This window comes from Streptococcus oralis subsp. tigurinus (assembly GCF_002093545.1).
Lineage (GTDB): Bacteria > Bacillota > Bacilli > Lactobacillales > Streptococcaceae > Streptococcus > Streptococcus oralis_C.
Genome location: NZ_LNVF01000012.1, coordinates 39,881 through 57,354, shown reverse-complemented (window position 1 = coordinate 57,354; position 17,474 = coordinate 39,881). Strand labels below are relative to the sequence as shown.

The window sequence follows — 17,474 nt, the reverse complement described above, 5'->3', positions numbered from 1 at the left end:
TTTTTTTGTTCAAAATAGATAAGTGTTGCTGTTTAAACTTGATTTTCCCAGTGGACAATCGTCCACTTTTTTTATATAATAAAACTAAACTAAATTGGTTGAGTTTTGAAAATGTAAGCTCAACCGTCGATTAGTCTTTCTAAGGGAGATAATGTTCATTAAAGCATCACACTAGGAGGTGAATCATGTACCAACCAGAAAAACTCAAGGCTCGGAGAAAAGAGTTAAAATTGACACAGAAGGAAATTGCAGAGGAATTAGGGATTAGTTTTCAGGCTTACTCCGCTTGGGAACGCGGGATTAAGGAACCATCCAAGGAGAAGGTTGCTCAGCTGGAGAAGATTTTAAAAGTGGCAAAAGGCTATTTTACTCAGATTGAGATTGTTCGTCTTTACAATAGCCTCTCCAAGCAAGGGAAGGACAAGGTTGTGCTCTATGCTCGCAACCTGGCTAAAGAAGAACAAACTCAGAAAGTGACGACCATGCCAGAGCGCCTCTACGAGTATCACGTCTATGAACGCATGTCAGCAGGGATCGGGGCATCGGTCTACGGTGACCAGAATTTTGATACGGTTTACTTTAATGAGGAACTAGCCCATGATTTTGCGTCCTGGGTGTCTGGGGACTCTATGGAACCTAAATATCAAAATGGTTCAGTTGCTCTGATTCGAGAGACAGGATTTGACTATGACGGGGCGGTTTATGCAGTGGTTTGTAACAACCAGACCTATATCAAACGGGTCTATCGGGAGGAAGATGGCTTGCGTCTGGTCTCTATCAATCCTAAATACAAGGACATTTTCATCTCCTATGAGGATGATCCTCGGATTGTGGGGATTATCGTTGGGAACTTTGTGCCGATGGAGGGTTAGCCCATGGGCTACTTTGATTATTCCAGAGAGCCCAAGAGTGATATTGCCTTTGTCGATATGAAATCCTTTTATGCCAGTGTCGAGTGTGTGAGAAGGGGCTTGCATCCGCTGAAGACCTCACTTTGTGTCATGAGTCGCGCGGATAATTCGACTGGCCTGATCCTAGCTTCCTCTCCCATGTTTAAGAAGATTTTTGGCAAGTCAAATGTTGGCCGGGCCTATGATCTGCCCTTTGATATCAAGACCCGCAAATTTTCCTACTATAATGCCAGAAAGCAGGGGTTGCCTACAGATTCAGACTATGTGCGCTACATCGAAGATTGGGCCCAAGTTACCTTGATTGTCCCTCCTCGGATGGATGAGTACATCGCAGTCAATATGGAAATCCAGCGAATCTTTCAAAATTATGGCAGTCCAGATGATATTTATCCCTACTCTATCGATGAGGGCTTTATTGACCTGACTAGTTCGCTCAATTATTTCATCCCAGACAGGCAGATTTCTCGCAAAGACAAGCTGGATATGCTTTCTGCTCGCATTCAGAGGGATATTTGGAGGCAGACAGGGATCTATTCTACGGTGGGGATGTCCAATGCCAATCCCTTGCTGGCCAAGTTGGCTCTGGATAATGAGGCCAAGCACACTCCGACCATGAGGGCCAATTGGTCTTATCAAGACGTGGAAGAGAAGGTCTGGGCCATTCCCAAGATGACGGACTTTTGGGGGATTGGCAGGCGGATGGAGAAACGCTTGCATGCTCTGGGGATTTTTTCGATTAAAGAACTAGCCACCAGCAACCCAGACCAGCTAAAGAAAGCTATCGGTCAGGCTGGCCTGCGTTTGTGGTTTCATGCTAACGGGATTGATGAAAGCAATGTTCACATGCCCTATAAAGCCAAGTCTCAGGGATTAGGAAATTCTCAAATCTTGCCGAGAGACTACGTGAAGCTACGGGATATCGAAATTATTCTCCGAGAAATGGCGGAGCAGGTGGCTATTAGACTGAGAAGGGCGGGAAAGAAAACAACCCTTGTCTCTCTCTATGTTGGTTTCTCTAAACAGGAGGTCAGGCCGTCTATTCGTACACAAATGAAGGTCGAACCGACCAATAATACAGCTGTCTTAACGGATTATGTTTTGAAGCTATTTCATAGCAAATACACTTCTGGAGCGGTCAGAAGTGTCGGAGTCAACTATTCAGGATTTGTGGATGAGTCCTTTGGCTTGATCTCCCTCTTTGATGATGTTGACAAGTTAGAAAAAGAAGAAAGGCTCCAGACGGCTATTGACTCCATTCGGGAACAATTTGGCTTCACTTCTCTCTTAAAGGCCAATGCACTGGAAGAAGCCTCTAGGAGTCTTGCCAGAAGCAAGCTGATTGGTGGGCATTCTGCTGGAGGATTAGATGGATTACAATGATTGATCGTTCTTACTTACCTTTTCAATCTGCGCGAGACTATCAAGATCCAGGAATGCAGAAGTGGATGGGCTTTTTCCTCTCAGAGCATACTAGCTCGCTTGGTGAAGAAAAAAATCGTGTTGATTTTTCGACGAATTTGAATTCAGTTGAGAAGCTACTCTTGCTTTCTCAGCTTTATGTTGGTCAATTGAAGGGATGTTTTGTTGTCAAGGAAAGAAAGCAAAAAATGACGATCATCGGTGAGGTGAGCGAATTATCACCTCAAACTCTATCTATTAGGACAAATGAGGGATATAGGCTGGTAGAGATTGTAGATATCCTCGAAATTCGACTGTGGGAGGAGGAAGTTTATGACTAGAAAAGAGCTGTATGAAAACAAACTACAGATGGATTATTTTTCAGATAGTTACATCCGCTTTGAAGAGGATTTCCAAAAATACTCTGCCATGAATGTTCCCTTGACTTTTTTAATCGATGATATCCTACGAACCATGGCAATGAATCAGAAGAACTACTTCGTCTTGAACAAGGAAAATGCCAAGGATGGGCGGGAGCATCGCTTTTATTTTAGGATAGTGACAGAAAAAGAGTGCCCCAGAAATCGAACCTATGCCTATATGGGACTGCAAGCATAGAGCCTGTCCAAGTCCCTGAAAAATGTCTAAATATGCTATAATAAAATAAATTTCAAAAGAATTTAATTGATTCTATTTTCATAAGGGTAGAGAATATTGCAGGAGGTAAATCATGCTAGGAGCGGTTATTGGAGATATTGTTGGTTCTCGATTCGAGGCGGATAATCATAAAAGCAAAGAGTTTGATTTGTTCACCCAGAATTCTTGCCCGACCGATGATAGTATTATGACTTTGGCGGTTGCTAAAGCCTTATTGGCCAGTAAGGAAGACTGGAGTCAACTGTCAAAAAATTCTGTCAAGTATATGCAGAAAGTCGGCCGTCATTATCCCGATTGTGGTTATGGAGGTCACTTTTTCCATTGGATTTTTTCTGAGGATCCTCAATCCTATGGTAGTTATGGTAATGGCGCCGCTATGCGCATTAGTGCTGTCGGTTTTGCGGCAGAAAGTATAGAGCAAGCCAAGTCTTTGTCACAAGCGGTTACAGCAGTGACTCATAATCATCCTGAGGGCATAAAGGGAGCTGAAGCGACGGCTGTAGCAATTTTCTTGGCACGAAATGGTGCTAGTATGGATGAAATCAGGGACCATATTGATAAGAATTACTATCCTATGGACTTTACTCTGGACGACATCAGAGAGGATTACACTTTTGACGTGACTTGTCAGGGCTCTGTTCCCCAGGCCTTAGAGGCCTTCTTTGAGTCTGAAAATTTCGAGGATGCTATCCGAAATGCGATTTCCATCGGAGGAGATAGCGATACTATCGCTGCTATCTGTGGAGGGATCGCTGAAGCTTACTATGGCATTCCTGAAGACATTAGACAAGAGGCTTTGACTTTTTTAGATGACCGTTTGCTTGAAATCGTAGTTGACTTTGAAAATACCTATCCTCAATGATAACCTTAGTTTAGAATTTTATACTAAAACATCCATATAAATTTGTGGATGTTTTTTAATTTTACAGATAGAAAAAGAGAAGACCAAATGGTCTTCTCAACGGGGGAACTGAAATAATGGAAAAGAATCAATCAAAGAGGGTTATTCGTCTTTGAAATTCTTTTGGAAGATGAGGAGAGACAAGATAGAAGTAATGGCTGCCAAGAAGAGGAAGGCAGTTGCTTCTTGTTCTCCAGTTGCAGGGAGTTCTCTTTCCTTGTCTTCTTTGACCGTAGCTGTAACAGGAGCTTTTTCATCTTTTGCTGATGAATTATCTGTTACGGCTGGAGTCGGTTTTTCAGTCTCTCTTGGTAGAACATACTCAGGAAGAGTCACAACTGGTGGCGCTTCTGTTCCAACAGAGCTTTGTTTGCTACCTACCTCAATCACTCGATCTTGAGCTGGAGTTGCTTCTGTTTGGAGAACCTTGCGATTGTCACCGTCCACTTCAACATACTCGACTAAGAGACCGTCTTTTCCTTCTGATAGAACTTGCTCTTTTCCTTTGTCTAATTGTGGGTTTTCGCGACGGATAGTCTTGAACGGTACGACCTTATTGACGATTTCCAAGCTTGGAAGTGTAAAGACAAGGTCTTTAACCCCTTCCTCAGGACTTGAAGAAGTAATTGGTTTTTCCGGTTGAGCAGGTTTTTCCGGATGCACTGGCTTTTCAGGTTGAGCAGGTTTTTCCGGTTGAACTGGTTTCTCAGGTTGAGTCGGATTTTCAGGCTGAGCAGGTTTTTCCGGTTGCGCCGGTTTTTCAGGTTGAACTGGTTTCTCAGGTTGAGCCGGCTTCTCAGACTCAGCTGGTTTTTCCGGTTGAGCTGGAGTTTCCGGTTGCGCTGGTTTTTCCGGCTGAGCAGGTTGTTCAGATTGAGCTGGAGTTTCCGGTTGCGCCGGTTTTTCCGGCTGAGCAGGTTGTTCCGGTTGAGCTGGAGTTTCCGGTTGCGCCGGTTTTTCCGGCTGAGCAGGTTGTTCCGGTTGAGCTGGAGTTTCCGGTTGAGTCGGATTTTCCGGCTGAGCAGGTTTTTCCGGTTGCGCCGGTTTTTCCGGTTGAACTGGTTTCTCAGGTTGAGCCGGCTTCTCAGACTCAGCTGGTTTTTCCGGTTGAGCTGGAGTTTCCGGTTGCGCTGGTTTTTCAGGCTGAGCAGGTTGTTCAGATTGAGCTGGAGTTTCCGGTTGCGCCGGTTTTTCCGGCTGAGCAGGTTGTTCCGGTTGAGCTGGAGTTTCAGGTTGCGCCGGTTTTTCCGGTTGAACTGGTTTCTCAGGTTGCGCCGGTTTTTCCGGTTGAGTCGGTTTTTCCGGTTGAACTGGTTTTTCAGGTTCAGCAGGTTTCTCAGGCTGAGCTGCTTCGAGCTTGCTGATTTGTTCGAGAGCAGTTTCTAGCGCTTGATTGACTGCTTCCTGAGTTTTAGCTTCTTGGATTGCAGCAATGGCTTGGTCAGCAATTGCTAACAATTGCTTCTTAGCTTCATTGTTGGATCCAAGCTCAGCGACTTTTTTCTCGATAGCTTTCGTCAAGCTGTCCATAGCCTTATCGTACTCAATTTCCGGTTGTTTTGGTTCAGCTGGTTTCTCAGGTTCTTCTGGCTGTTCCGGTTGCTCTGGGCTAGGTTCCTCTTGGCCTCTTTGATAGTTCTCATCCTTGGATAGGATATCTTGTAAGGTGCTGACCGTCAACATGACATCCTGAACATCTACTGCATCAGCACTGAGCTGGTTTCTCAATTTTTCTAGATTTGCTTGGAAAGCTTGGCGTGCGGTAGCCGTATTTTTCAAGCCTGCTGGGTCAAAGTTGGACAGATCATCTTTCCATTTTGAGATAGACTGGATGATATCTGCCTTGCTGTAGAGTTCACTGCCTTCGCCACGAGTGATAAATTGGTCTACCTGAATACCGATATTTCGAGACAAATCGTTTCGATCAGGATCGAGTTGAAGGGTGACTGCGTGCAAGTTTTCGTCCAGACCTTTTAGGCTAACCAGCGTTTGATTGCCTTGGCGTTGGGTAGCGTGACCGCTAAAGTATTTCTTACCATCAATAGTCGACGCATTTCCCATGCCATCTTGATAAGGAACTTCTTTGCCATCTAGGAAGACTTTGTAGATACCATGATTTGGATCAACATAGCCCTTGATATCAAGTCCAGTACCGTAGAAGTAGGCTGTGACAGTTGTTTTTTTCTTTTGCTCATCAGTTAAGCGACCAAAGGAAGCCCAAGACTCCGTCTTTTGGTATTTATCTGCCGAATTGGTTTCATGGTGCCAGCCAGGACTGTAATCCAACTGACTAGCTTGGTCATCATAACTTGTTTGATCCTTGATCAGCAATTCAGCTTTCATCACTTGGATGGTTGCATCGGTAGCGAAACCGAGCAGGGCACCATCAGAAACAGAAGTGAGCTTGGCTTTAAAGTCAAAGATAGAGTCGGCTTGTTCTGTAAAGTCAATCGTTGGGATGGTCACAGTCTTTTCTGTTTCTCCATCTTCAAAAGTCACATCTTGAGTTGTATCTTGGTAAACTTTACCGTGAACTCCAGTTCCAGGTTCCGTGATGAAGCGAACAGTAGCAGCTCCCTTGCTTCCACCAACACGTTTAATTTTAATAGTGACTGGTTTTCCTTTTTCGACTTCGTAGTTAGTAGACTCGAGTTCAAACATTCCCTTGCTATCATTGTTTAGGGTGTAGATCCCTTCTGTAGCAATTGGTTCACCTGTTTTATTTACAAGAGTAATGGTATGTTGGCCAGGTGCCAAATCGTCTGTTTCATATACTTTTTGGCTACGTTTACGGCTAGCGTTCTTAGTTTGCACATCCGCAACTTTTTGACCATCAACGTAGACGGACATTTCTCCATGACCTGGGTCGACTGTAGAGACGACATAGGCCTTGGTTCCTGTGAAGGTATAGCTGACTTTGGCATCTTTTTGATTGGTCCACATAGAAGTGCCACGAACTCCTTCAGATTCATTGTACCAAGTTGTTCCGGCTGTATCTGCTGTTGTGTTTGAGTGGTATTCAAGTCCAAGAGGGTAGCCATCTGTCTTTTCAATACTACTTGGCGTTTTGTAGACTGAGAAGTTGTTCAAGATAGGTGTAGCCTGTGCTCCTGTGATGGTCACACGGATTTTTTGTGCCTCTACAGGTTTACCTTGAATCAAGCGACGGTAACCAACAGTTGAACCTTCACCGTAAGTCACCCAGCGACCGTTGATTTCGACTTCAATCTTGAAACCAGAGATACGTTGACCTTTGGCGATGTCTTCTTTGAGTTCGACAACGTCAAAGCGTCTCTTTTGTCCTAAATCGACTGTAAAGCTACCGGTTGTGGCATCATTTGAGAGCGCCCAGCTAGTATCATCTTTACCGTCTGTCAGGTGACTTTCCTTGTAGAGATGGTTCTGACGAGTAGAACTTGCTGTTACAGTAGCACCTTTGGCAAAGTCAGTCGTATACATTTGGTCTAGGGTTGCTTTGAACTCCTTCAAGCGAGCCACATCCGCATCTGCGAATTTTCCTTCTTTGTTTGGTGGAATGTTGAGAAGGAGAGGCGTTCCACGACCAACAGACTTGAAGTAGATGTCCATCAACTCTTTGAGTGATTTCGGCTGTTGATTGTCATGGTAGAACCAACCAGAACGGATCGAAACGTCAGCTTCCCCCACAGAGTACATATCACCATCTGGGTCACCATGGTTGAGGTATTCGTTTTTCACATCGTCTGTGATGTTGGCTCTTTTCACTTTATGCCATACAGGGTCACCTGCGATACCACGTTCATTTCCGATCCAGCGAACGCTTGTCGGTTGAGCAGAGAAGATGGCGATATCTCCTTCAGCTTCTTTGATATATTTGAACCACTCATCAAAAGTATAGGTTACTTTTTGGGCACCGCTACCACGCGCACCGTCCATCCAAACTTCGATGAATTTCCCTTTATTTCCGTATTTTGGATTTCCAAGGATTTCTTTCAGCTGGTTGAGATAGTATTGGTTGTATTCCTTTTCGGTTGCGACATGGTATTTAGGATGGTTGGCATCCCATGGTGATAGGTAAACACCCATGTTCATGTCGTACTTGCTAGCAGACTTGGAAACTTCTTCGAGAAGGTCACCCTTTCCATCTTTCCATGGGCTGGCAGCTACAGTATGATCCGTATACTTAGAAGGGTAAGCAACGAAACCGTCGTGGTGTTTAACAACCATAATGGTTCGTTTGAAGCCAGTTTCCTTCAGGGTGCGAATCCATTGGTCTGTATCCAAGTTGGTTGGATTGAAGTATCGAGGGTCTTCTTTCCCATTTCCCCATTCAGAATTGGTATAAGTGTTCATTCCGTAGTGGATGAAGGCTGCCAATTCTTCCTTGTGGTAATCAAGTTGAGCCTTGCTTGGAAGAGGTCCGTGGTTGCCAATCTCAGTTTCCTTATCTTCTGGATGAGCGGCTGGAGGAGTCGGAGTCGTTGGATTAGCTGTATCAGCGACTGGCTCGTATTCAAAGACGACCTCATTAACACCTTTTTGCTGGATTCTTGCTTCCAAGCTAACTTTTACTGGACGGTAGCCAGCAATGTCTTTGGCATGGAAGGTGTTGACAAAGGAAACATCATACTCTTGACCGTCATTGTTATCAACTGTCGCTTCCGCTAGTTCAGTAGTGGTTCCTTTTTGACGGTAGTAAACTTTGAAAGAGCCTTTGTTGACTTTATAGACCACCTTGATGACACGTGTACCGGCAGGCGCTTTGCTGACAACATTGTGCTCTTCAGCCCAAGTATCTTTTAGCTGTTTATTGACTGCTACGCCATCAATGGATACAATTTCGTATTTGTCTTTATTCTTTTGATAGAAGTCTGTTTTCTCGATTTCTTTTTTGAAATTGTAGTCAAATGGAGAATCAACAGCTGTCTGTTCGATGAAGGTATCATTATCTTTGACAGGATTTCCTTCTTCGTCTTCGTGTTGAATAACCACACGACCGTATTCAACTCCCTTGGTCAAGGTAGCAATCCCATCTTGGTTGAAGGAATATTCGTTGCTTCCGATAACAGCTTTCTCATTCCGAAGCATACGCCCCTCATCAGTAAAGTAGTAACGATTTCCGTTGTCTCCCTGGTACCAGCCTTTCACACCATATTTGGCAATCAAGTCCTTCACCCATTTCAGTTGTTCAGGTGAAAGGACGAGTCCGCCACCAAAGCGATCCTTTTCAGGAACACCATTGTCAACGGTTCCGTGTTGGTGAACCCCCAGAACTTTTCCTTGGCTATCCACAATTCCACCACCAGACAAACCAGATACAGAAGTGGTTTGGTAGGTGATACCGGTCGTTCCCTTATCATCATAGGATTCAACAGATCGGATGGTCCCATCTGCCTTGTAAAGCTGACCAGCTAGGATAGGTTGTTTCAGTTCTTTTGAGCTTGAGTCAGTTGGGTAGCCAATCGTGCTGATGACTTCTCCCGGCTGATGTGTCTTGTGCTCCGCTAAAGGCGCAAAGGTTGCTGCTTTGTTTGGACTAGCAATCGGAAGAGGAATAGGAGCTTCTACAAGAGCAAGGTCGTTCTTATAGCCTTGTCCAAACTCTTTCTTATTCCAGAAATGGATGTCCTTTTCTCTGAATAAAACCGTAGTTCCAGAAGATGGCAGTGAGTTTTTCTTTTCGCTGTTTGAACCAACGTTATAGTAGAACTGGGCAGATTTCCCACCACGAATGTGACCTTCTCCAGTTTCTTTATTTGCTTCTAGGAAGTTATGAGCAACGGTAAGGATCAGGTTAGGGGCTACAAAGATACCTGAGCCTGAAACGAGGTAACGTTGCTCCCCTGCATTGTAAGTGCTGTAAACCATAGTAGCAGCAGTTGCAGGTTGTCCCTCGTAGTTGATGTGTTTGAGGTCTTGACCACCGTTAATAATAGCCCGGTTTCCATTCTCAGCTTCTTTTGGCGCTTCTTCCTTATCCTTTAGAATGCTCTCAGTTTCTACCTTTGGACTAGCTTTCTGGTCAACGATAGTAGTCGTATCGAGTTTTTTGACAGGTGTGTCGGGATAGGCACGGTCCTGAATGCCTTCAGGGAGCAAGTCAGCACTGTTGGTATCGGTAGCAGGTGTTTCTTGTTTTTCAGCTTCTACACGGCCTTCTTCTTTGACTTGTTCAGCCTTGCTTTCTTCTATATCTGCGACTTGTTCAATTTGCTGGTCTAAATTGGATGTTGCGGTAGGAGACGTTTCATCTGCACGTACGGTTCCAGAAGCAAAAAATGCCAGTCCGACGATGACAGAGGCTACGCCCACAGTTAACTTCCGAATGCTAAATGTTTGCCCTTTTTCAAAAAGGTATCGATTCATAATATACTCCTAGTTTTTAGAAAGGCAGTCAGCTACTGCCCAAGCCCAAGTCTGACTTGGTTACAACTTGATTTAATGAAAAAACTCTCTGATAATTTGTAAGCTACCTTACCTCCTGTTTATAAAGCGCTTTCATTTTGAGGTAAAAAATTTAAAAGGTCATTTCTCCCTTAAAATGACTGAAAACTCTTAATATAACAAATATACTAAATTAAAGACAGAATTGCAATAGCGAAAAAGCAAAAAATAAATATAAATTAAAGAAAATAAGTTACTTTTTAAAGAAAAAAAGCATCCTTTCAAGTCTCAAACTAAATGAAAGGACACGTTTTAAAAAGAAATTAGAGTATCTTTTGGAGAGACTCTTGGATGGTTTGGGGGTCTGTTTTGGAAGAGAAGCGCTCAAGGACTTGCCCATCTCGACCAATGAGAAACTTAGCAAAATTCCATTCGATTCGTTTTCCTAGCGGACCAGCTTTCTGGTCTTTTAGCCAAACATAAAGAGGATCTGCTTCCTTGCCATTGACCTTGACCTTGGCAAACCGAGGAAAAGTTGTCTGATAGTGTAGGCTACAGAAGCTATTGATTTCTTCTGAACTGCCGGGTGCTTGTCCCATGAACTGATTGCAAGGAAAATCTAGGATTTCAAAGCCCTTATCATGATAGCGTTCATAGAGTTCTTGAAGTCCCTGGTACTGGGGCGTTAAACCACATCCTGTAGCAGTGTTGACAATCAAGAGAACCTTGCCACGATAGCTCTCCAGGGGAGTTGCTTGGTTATTTTGGTTTAAAATTGAAAAATTATATATACTGGTCATTTTTCTATATTCTCCTTATGCATTCCTGATTCAGAGTGTTTCACCTCGTGTTCCGATAAAAAGCAGTAGACCATAGTCCCAAAGATTGCTCCAATACTAAGACCAAAGACCAGTAAGGGGATCATTATCTCTGTTTGGATGATTTTTTCCAAGAAAGTTGAAAGGGACATCTGTTGAACGAAGAGTTTATGAAAGAGCAACAGAGCAAATAAGCCAATCTCAATACTTATAAATACCAACCAACTACGAACTTTTATTTGGCGTTTGCTGTAGGTTTTGTAGATGATTTCTGATTTGTCATCCTTTTCAAGATGAAGCTCTTGTACGGCTCTTTGAGCTTTTATACTCATGAACAGAATGAGTCCAAAATAGAGGTAGGGCATAAGCGATCGAACAATTTCTATAAAGCGTCCGAACAAAATATAGAACAGGAAGAGAAAGAAGGAAGAGTAAACGATTTGGATCAAGGAACGCGCACAAGCTCTGTAGATTATCTCTTGGCGGCATTCATCAAAGGGGCCTTGTATGTGAAAGAATAATTTGAGTAAGCGAGTGGTGAAATCTTCTTTTTTCATGGGAGTAATCTCCTAAATGAGCGATTTTTGATTGACTTCTTTAAAGAGTTGATAGAGAGTATAGAAGTAAACCAAGCTAAAAATGATACAGATTATTAGAAATACCAGGTATCTCCAATCCATAGGATTTGTTAAAAGTTGTGGAAAGGATACGAGGATAAAACAGAGAGATGCGTTTAGAAGACGTATTTTTTTTGATTGGATTTTCTGGAATCTCTGTCCCATGTTCAATACAGGAAGGAATAAAAGAAAGATAATCAAGAAGGGATGCTCAATATGTCCAGAAAGTAGGAAAAAGGTAACAAAGATACTGATAAAAACATGACTGATCAGTAGTCTAGCTAGTGATTTCATAAGGCACCCCCTAGTCGTCTTCTTGGTTTTTCTTGGATTTTCGAATGCGAAGAGAGACGATAATTTGTATGGTCAATCCGAAGAAGAAGGTAGCTAGGATAGTTGATACAAAATGTCCTGCATTTAAAAGAGAACCAAGATAATCCTTGCTATCATCGGTTAGGACATTCAGAAGCGGTATTCCAAAGAACATGCCCATGCCGTAGATCAGACCGGCTTTTAGACCAGGAAAATGCAGTTGTTTACTTTCTTTCTTACTTAACATTTCGGGATCAATAGCTGTGATGCCCGTTTTCTTGGTTTGAGAGACCACATAGAGGGCAACCATCATCGAAATGCCAAACACCACGAGAGGATAGCCGATAGCGACAATTTGTGGGTATTTATAAGCAAGGACAAAGGGGATGAGGTTGCCAAATATCATCAGATAAAAGAGAACGATAAAGACCTGATTCCCGATACGATCGGCCTCGCGCCGCTTGTGTTCGTCAAGGGGACCAGAAATGCCGTATGTGCGTTTGATGAGTTTTTCAGTGAGGGTTTCTTTTTTCATTTGTTTGCTCCTTTTTTAAAAATCGTCTTCCCAAAAGAGACTATTAAGGTCAGTTTGGAGGCTGCGGGCGAGATTGAGACAGAGTTCCAAGGTTGGATTGTACTTGTCATTTTCAATCATGTTGATTGTCTGTCTCGAGACACCGATATCCTTGGCTAGCTCGAGTTGTGAAATGCCCAGTTCCTTGCGGAATTCTTTGACACGATTCATCTGGTCTCCTTTCTGATTTGTGTCGTATATATTTGACTATATTATATTCTTCTATGAAATAGATGTCAAGCATATTTGACATATTTCTTAAAGAAATCTTACTTTTTTTGACCTATTTATCTGACAAGTGCAAGCTGGTCAGATTTGTGGTAAAATAGATAAGATATGACAAAAGAATTTCATCATGTAACGGTCTTGCTTCATGAAACGATTGATATGCTTGACGTAAAACCTGACGGTATCTACGTGGATGCGACTTTGGGTGGAGCAGGCCATAGCGAATATTTATTAAGTAAATTGAGCGAAAAAGGGCATCTCTATGCTTTTGACCAGGACCAGAATGCTATTGACAATGCGCAAAAACGTTTGGCACCCTATATCGAAAAGGGGATGGTAACCTTTATCAAGGATAACTTCCGTCATTTGCAGGCACGTTTGCAGGAGGCTGGTGTCCAGGAAATTGATGGAATTTGTTATGATTTGGGAGTGTCCAGTCCCCAGCTGGATCAGCGTGAGCGTGGCTTTTCTTATAAAAAGGATGCACCACTGGATATGCGGATGAATCAGGAAGCTCGTCTGACGGCCTATGAGGTGGTCAATCATTATGACTATCATGACTTGGTTCGGATTTTTTTCAAATATGGCGAGGACAAATTCTCTAAACAGATTGCCCGCAAGATTGAGCAGGCGCGTGAGGTGAAACCAATCGAGACGACGACGGAGTTGGCAGAGATTATCAAGTCAGCAAAGCCCGCCAAGGAACTCAAGAAAAAGGGGCACCCTGCCAAGCAGATTTTCCAGGCTATCCGAATCGAAGTCAATGATGAGCTGGGTGCAGCAGATGAATCCATCCAGCAGGCCATGGATATGCTGGCTCTGGATGGTAGAATCTCGGTCATTACCTTCCATTCGCTGGAAGACCGCTTGACCAAGCAATTATTTAAAGAAGCTTCAACAGTGGAAGTTCCCAAAGGCTTGCCCTTCATTCCAGATGATCTTAAGCCCAAGATGGAATTGGTATCCCGTAAGCCAATCTTGCCAAGTGCTGAAGAGCTAGAAGCCAACAACCGTTCGCATTCAGCCAAGTTGCGCGTGGCCAGAAAAATTCATAAGTAAGAGGAAAAACATGGCAGAAAGAATCGAAAAAACAAGCCAGTTATTGCAAACGAAGTTTAAAGGTTTTTCACGTGTGGAAAAGGCCTTCTATGTTTCGATTGCTGCAACAATGATTATCCTGGCAGTTAGCGTTGTGTTTATGCAGACCAAGCTATTACAAGTTCAGAATGAATTGACCAAGGTCAATGCTCAAATCGAAGAAAAGAAAACAGAGCTCGACGATGCCAAGCAAGAGGTCAATGAATTGATTCGTTCAGAACGTTTGAAAGAAATTGCAAACTCTAAGAATTTGCAGCTGAATAACGAAAATATCCGAGCAACGGAGTAAGAAATGAAACAGTGGAAAGAAAAAATCATCCGTTATGCCGTCCGTAACCGTAAATCTCCAGAAGAAAATCGCCGAAGAGTAGGGAAAAGCCTGAGTTTATTGGCTGTCATACTCTTCGCTGTCTTTTTGGTCAACTTTGCGGTCATTATCGGAACGGGTAAAAAATTTGGTAAGGACTTGGTTCAAGAAGCCAAAAAGGTTCACCAAACAACCAAGACGATTCCTGCAAAACGAGGGACTATCTACGATCGTAATGGAACACCTATTGCTGAGGATGCGACATCTTATAATATCTATGCCGTTATTGACAAGACCTACAAGTCGGCAACAGGCAAGATTCTCTATGTAGAGGATTCTCAATTTAATAAGGTAGCTGAAATTTTCCATAAGTATTTGGATATGGAGGAGTCCTATGTCAAAGAACAGCTTTCTCAGCCAGATCTAAAACAGGTGTCTTTTGGTACCAAGGGAAATGGGATCACCTATGCCAATATGATGGCTATTAAAAATGACCTCAAAACTGCTGGTGTCGAGGGGGTTGACTTTACAACAAGCCCTAACCGTAGTTATCCCAATGGACAGTTTGCTTCTTCCTTTATTGGTTTAGCGCAACTTCATGAAAATGAGGATGGTACCAAGAGCTTGATTGGAACATCTGGTTTGGAGAGTTCTTTAAATAGCATTCTGGCGGGTACAGATGGGATTATCACCTATGAGAAGGATCGCCTGGGAAATATTGTTCCGGGTACAGATCAAGCTTCCCAACAAACGGTAGATGGAAAGGATGTCTACACAACCCTTTCTAGTCCCTTGCAATCCTTTATGGAAACTCAGATGGATGCCTTCCAGGAAAAGGTAAAAGGCAAGTATATGACGGCTACCTTGGTCAGCGCTAAAACAGGGGAAATCCTGGCTACGACTCAACGACCGACCTTTAACGCAGATACCAAGGATGGCATCACGAAAGACTTTGTCTGGCGTGATATCCTCTATCAAAGTAACTATGAACCAGGCTCCACCATGAAGGTGATGATGTTGGCCTCAGCTATTGATAACAATACCTTCCCTGGTGGGGAATACTTTAACAGTAGTGAATTGAAAATAGCTGATGCGACCATTCGAGACTGGGACGTCAATGAAGGATTGACCAGTGGTGGCACCATGACTTTCTCTCAAGGATTTGCCCACTCAAGTAATATCGGGATGACCTTGCTTGAGCAAAAGATGGGAGATGCAACCTGGCTGGACTATCTCAATCGCTTTAAGTTTGGGGTACCGACCCGTTTTGGTCTGACAGATGAGTACACAGGTCAATTACCTGCTGATAACATTGTCAATATTGCCATGAGTGCATTTGGACAAGGGATCTCTGTCACCCAGACCCAGATGCTTCGTGCCTTTACAGCTATTGCCAATGATGGGGTTATGTTGGAGCCGAAATTTATCAGTGCCCTCTATGATCCAAATGACCAGTCTGTTCGTAAGTCTCAAAAGGAAATCGTCGGAAATCCTGTATCAAAAGCGGCAGCATCCTCTACTCGGGATCACATGGTCATGGTCGGGACAGATCCTGTCTACGGTACCATGTACAACCACAGTACAGGAAAAGCAACTGTCAATGTTCCAGGTCAGAATGTGGCCCTTAAATCAGGGACTGCTCAGATTGCGGATGAGAAAAATGGTGGTTATCTTACTGGTTCAACCAACTATATCTTCTCTGTTGTGTCGATGCATCCTGCAGAAAATCCTGACTTTATCCTCTATGTGACAGTGCAACAGCCAGAGCATTATTCAGGCGTTCAGCTAGGAGAGTTTGCCAACCCGATACTTGAGCGAGCTTCTGCCATGAAAGAATCCCTCAATCTTCAGTCAACTGCCAAGAACTTGGATCAGGTCAGCAAGACGACAAGCTATGCCATGCCTGCTACCAAGGACTTTACCCCAGGTGACCTAGCAGAAGAATTGCGCCGAAACCTTATCCAACCAATCGTTATCGGAACAGGAACCAAGATTAAGGATCTCTCTGTTTCTGAAGGAGATAATTTGGAAGCCAACCAGCAAATCTTGATCCTGTCTGATAAGGTCGAAGAAATGCCTGATATGTATGGCTGGACAGATGAAAATGTGCAAACATTTGCCAAATGGCTGAATATAGAAGTCGAGTGGGAAGGTAGTGGCAAAACGGTCAAGAAACAAAGTGTCCGTGCCAATACGGCCCTCAAAGACCTTAAAAAAATGAAAATAACTTTAGGAGATTAAGATGATTAGTTCCATTAGTGCTGGAATTCTAGCCTTTCTATTGACCTTGATTGGCATTCCAGCCTTTATCCGATTTTATCGAAAAGCACAGATTACGGGTCAGCAGATGCACGAGGATGTCAAACAACACCAAGCTAAAGCTGGGACTCCAACCATGGGAGGTCTTGTCTTCCTTATCGTTGCAGTAGTTGTGAGCTTTCTGCTTGCTCTCTTTACCCAACAATTGACCAACAACGTAGGCATGATTTTGTTTATCTTGGTTTTGTATGGTTTGGTAGGCTTTTTGGATGATTTCCTCAAAATTTTCCGTAAGATTAACGAAGGCTTGAATCCTAAGCAAAAGCTTGCTCTCCAGCTTCTTGGAGGAGTGATTTTCTACCTCTTTTATGAGCGCGGTGGCGATATGCTTTCAGTTTTTGGCTACCAAGTTCATTTGGGTATTTTCTATATTTTCTTTGCCCTTTTCTGGCTAGTTGGCTTTTCAAATGCGGTGAATCTGACTGACGGGATTGACGGCTTAGCGAGTATTTCCGTGGTGATTAGCTTATCAGCTTACGGTGTGATTGCTTATATGCAAAATCAACTGGATATTCTTCTTGTGATTCTTACCATGATTGGTGGTTTGCTAGGTTTCTTCGTCTTTAACCACAAACCTGCCAAGGTCTTCATGGGTGATGTGGGAAGTTTGGCTCTTGGTGGGATGCTGGCAGCTATCTCTATGGCGCTCCATCAAGAATGGACTCTTTTGTTGATTGGGATTATCTACGTCTTTGAGACAAGCTCTGTTATGATGCAGGTCACCTACTTTAAACTTAGTGGTGGGAAACGTATTTTCCGTATGACACCTGTGCATCATCATTTTGAGCTTGGAGGATTCTCAGGCAAGGGCAATCCTTGGAGTGAGTGGAAGGTTGACTTCTTCTTTTGGGTAGTTGGGCTTCTAGCAAGTCTCTTGACCCTAGCCGTTTTATACCTACTATAAAATAACCTTTGATTACAAAATAAAACAGGATGAAGATCACCTTCATCCTGTTTTTGTGTGCTTAAAG

Annotated in this window: 15 protein-coding genes; 9 read left to right on the top strand and 6 right to left on the bottom strand. The window is 43.3% G+C overall.

Translation table 11 applies throughout. The annotated features are described in order from the left end of the window. The first annotated feature begins 185 nt into the window (after positions 1 to 185). The 5 genes from ATE34_RS09860 (at position 186) to ATE34_RS09840 (ending at position 3,828) form a co-directional block, all read left to right on the top strand. Positions 186 to 872 carry a LexA family transcriptional regulator gene (locus ATE34_RS09860; RefSeq protein ID WP_061598705.1) on the top strand — a complete coding sequence of 229 codons (687 nt, stop codon included), beginning with the start codon at positions 186 to 188 and terminating at the stop codon, positions 870 to 872. A gap of 3 nt (positions 873 to 875) precedes the next feature. Continuing rightward, positions 876 to 2,291, top strand: coding sequence for a Y-family DNA polymerase (locus ATE34_RS09855; protein ID WP_061598703.1), 1,416 nt, complete (start codon positions 876 to 878; stop codon positions 2,289 to 2,291). Then, positions 2,288 to 2,650 carry a hypothetical protein gene (locus ATE34_RS09850; RefSeq protein WP_061598701.1) on the top strand — a complete coding sequence of 121 codons (363 nt, stop codon included), beginning with the start codon at positions 2,288 to 2,290 and terminating at the stop codon, positions 2,648 to 2,650. The genes ATE34_RS09855 and ATE34_RS09850 overlap by 4 nt, the downstream gene beginning before the upstream one ends. Next, entirely contained in the window at positions 2,643 to 2,927 is a 285-nt protein-coding gene (locus tag ATE34_RS09845; protein WP_061598700.1) for a DUF5960 family protein, read from the top strand. Before ATE34_RS09850 ends, ATE34_RS09845 begins: the two co-directional genes overlap by 8 nt. Positions 2,928 to 3,039: 112 nt before the next feature. Further along, a complete protein-coding gene (locus ATE34_RS09840) occupies positions 3,040 to 3,828 on the top strand; it encodes an ADP-ribosylglycohydrolase family protein (RefSeq protein ID WP_000900121.1) in 789 nt (262 codons plus the stop codon). A 141-nt stretch (positions 3,829 to 3,969) separates the two neighbouring features. Here ATE34_RS09840 and ATE34_RS09835 read toward each other — a convergent pair whose 3' ends face one another. From ATE34_RS09835 to ATE34_RS09810, 6 genes are all read right to left on the bottom strand, one after another. Then, a complete protein-coding gene (locus tag ATE34_RS09835) occupies positions 3,970 to 10,212 on the bottom strand; it encodes an alpha-L-fucosidase (RefSeq protein WP_084911922.1) in 6,243 nt (2,080 codons plus the stop codon). Between the two features lie 341 nt (positions 10,213 to 10,553). Then, entirely contained in the window at positions 10,554 to 11,030 is a 477-nt protein-coding gene (locus ATE34_RS09830) for a glutathione peroxidase (protein WP_084911921.1), read from the bottom strand. After that, positions 11,027 to 11,605, bottom strand: a complete 579-nt coding sequence (locus tag ATE34_RS09825) for a DUF3278 domain-containing protein (RefSeq protein ID WP_084911920.1) — start codon at positions 11,603 to 11,605, stop codon at positions 11,027 to 11,029. Before ATE34_RS09825 ends, ATE34_RS09830 begins: the two co-directional genes overlap by 4 nt. Before the next feature lie 12 nt (positions 11,606 to 11,617). Then, positions 11,618 to 11,959: a hypothetical protein gene (locus ATE34_RS11250; protein ID WP_084911918.1), complete on the bottom strand. Its 342-nt coding sequence runs from the start codon at positions 11,957 to 11,959 to the stop codon at positions 11,618 to 11,620. Between the two features lie 10 nt (positions 11,960 to 11,969). After that, on the bottom strand, positions 11,970 to 12,512 hold the full coding sequence (locus ATE34_RS09815; protein ID WP_084911916.1) for a DUF3278 domain-containing protein: 543 nt from the start codon (positions 12,510 to 12,512) through the stop codon (positions 11,970 to 11,972). Positions 12,513 to 12,527: 15 nt separating this feature from the next. Continuing rightward, on the bottom strand, positions 12,528 to 12,722 hold the full coding sequence (locus tag ATE34_RS09810; protein WP_001082470.1) for a helix-turn-helix transcriptional regulator: 195 nt from the start codon (positions 12,720 to 12,722) through the stop codon (positions 12,528 to 12,530). Positions 12,723 to 12,887: 165 nt separating this feature from the next. Between ATE34_RS09810 and rsmH the strand changes: the two genes are divergently transcribed. The 4 genes from rsmH to mraY are packed head-to-tail and all read left to right on the top strand — an operon-like array spanning position 12,888 to position 17,407. After that, a complete protein-coding gene (gene rsmH / locus ATE34_RS09805; protein WP_000159386.1) occupies positions 12,888 to 13,838 on the top strand; it encodes a 16S rRNA (cytosine(1402)-N(4))-methyltransferase RsmH in 951 nt (316 codons plus the stop codon). Between the two features lie 10 nt (positions 13,839 to 13,848). Continuing rightward, positions 13,849 to 14,166 (top strand): cell division protein FtsL, encoded by a 318-nt coding sequence (ftsL, locus tag ATE34_RS09800; protein WP_000840799.1) that lies wholly within the window; start codon positions 13,849 to 13,851, stop codon positions 14,164 to 14,166. A gap of 3 nt (positions 14,167 to 14,169) precedes the next feature. After that, on the top strand, positions 14,170 to 16,425 hold the full coding sequence (gene pbp2x, locus ATE34_RS09795; RefSeq protein ID WP_084911914.1) for a penicillin-binding protein PBP2X: 2,256 nt from the start codon (positions 14,170 to 14,172) through the stop codon (positions 16,423 to 16,425). Position 16,426: 1 nt separating this feature from the next. Next, the gene (mraY, locus tag ATE34_RS09790; protein ID WP_084911912.1) at positions 16,427 to 17,407 is read left to right on the top strand and encodes a phospho-N-acetylmuramoyl-pentapeptide-transferase; all 981 of its coding nucleotides are present in this window, start codon (positions 16,427 to 16,429) and stop codon (positions 17,405 to 17,407) included. Positions 17,408 to 17,474: the final 67 nt, after the last annotated feature.

Excerpts from the sequence above, each read along its gene's own strand:
- ATE34_RS09860 (WP_061598705.1), top strand. The coding sequence starts at position 186 with ATGTACCAACCAGAAAAACTCAAGGCTCGGAGAAAAGAGTTAAAATTG.
- ATE34_RS09855 (WP_061598703.1), top strand. The coding sequence starts at position 876 with ATGGGCTACTTTGATTATTCCAGAGAGCCCAAGAGTGATATTGCCTTT.
- ATE34_RS09850 (WP_061598701.1), top strand. The coding sequence starts at position 2,288 with ATGATTGATCGTTCTTACTTACCTTTTCAATCTGCGCGAGACTATCAA.
- ATE34_RS09845 (WP_061598700.1), top strand. The coding sequence starts at position 2,643 with ATGACTAGAAAAGAGCTGTATGAAAACAAACTACAGATGGATTATTTT.
- ATE34_RS09840 (WP_000900121.1), top strand. The coding sequence starts at position 3,040 with ATGCTAGGAGCGGTTATTGGAGATATTGTTGGTTCTCGATTCGAGGCG.
- ATE34_RS09835 (WP_084911922.1), bottom strand. The coding sequence starts at position 10,212 with ATGAATCGATACCTTTTTGAAAAAGGGCAAACATTTAGCATTCGGAAG.
- ATE34_RS09830 (WP_084911921.1), bottom strand. The coding sequence starts at position 11,030 with ATGACCAGTATATATAATTTTTCAATTTTAAACCAAAATAACCAAGCA.
- ATE34_RS09825 (WP_084911920.1), bottom strand. The coding sequence starts at position 11,605 with ATGAAAAAAGAAGATTTCACCACTCGCTTACTCAAATTATTCTTTCAC.
- ATE34_RS11250 (WP_084911918.1), bottom strand. The coding sequence starts at position 11,959 with ATGAAATCACTAGCTAGACTACTGATCAGTCATGTTTTTATCAGTATC.
- ATE34_RS09815 (WP_084911916.1), bottom strand. The coding sequence starts at position 12,512 with ATGAAAAAAGAAACCCTCACTGAAAAACTCATCAAACGCACATACGGC.
- ATE34_RS09810 (WP_001082470.1), bottom strand. The coding sequence starts at position 12,722 with ATGAATCGTGTCAAAGAATTCCGCAAGGAACTGGGCATTTCACAACTC.
- rsmH (WP_000159386.1), top strand. The coding sequence starts at position 12,888 with ATGACAAAAGAATTTCATCATGTAACGGTCTTGCTTCATGAAACGATT.
- ftsL (WP_000840799.1), top strand. The coding sequence starts at position 13,849 with ATGGCAGAAAGAATCGAAAAAACAAGCCAGTTATTGCAAACGAAGTTT.
- pbp2x (WP_084911914.1), top strand. The coding sequence starts at position 14,170 with ATGAAACAGTGGAAAGAAAAAATCATCCGTTATGCCGTCCGTAACCGT.
- mraY (WP_084911912.1), top strand. The coding sequence starts at position 16,427 with ATGATTAGTTCCATTAGTGCTGGAATTCTAGCCTTTCTATTGACCTTG.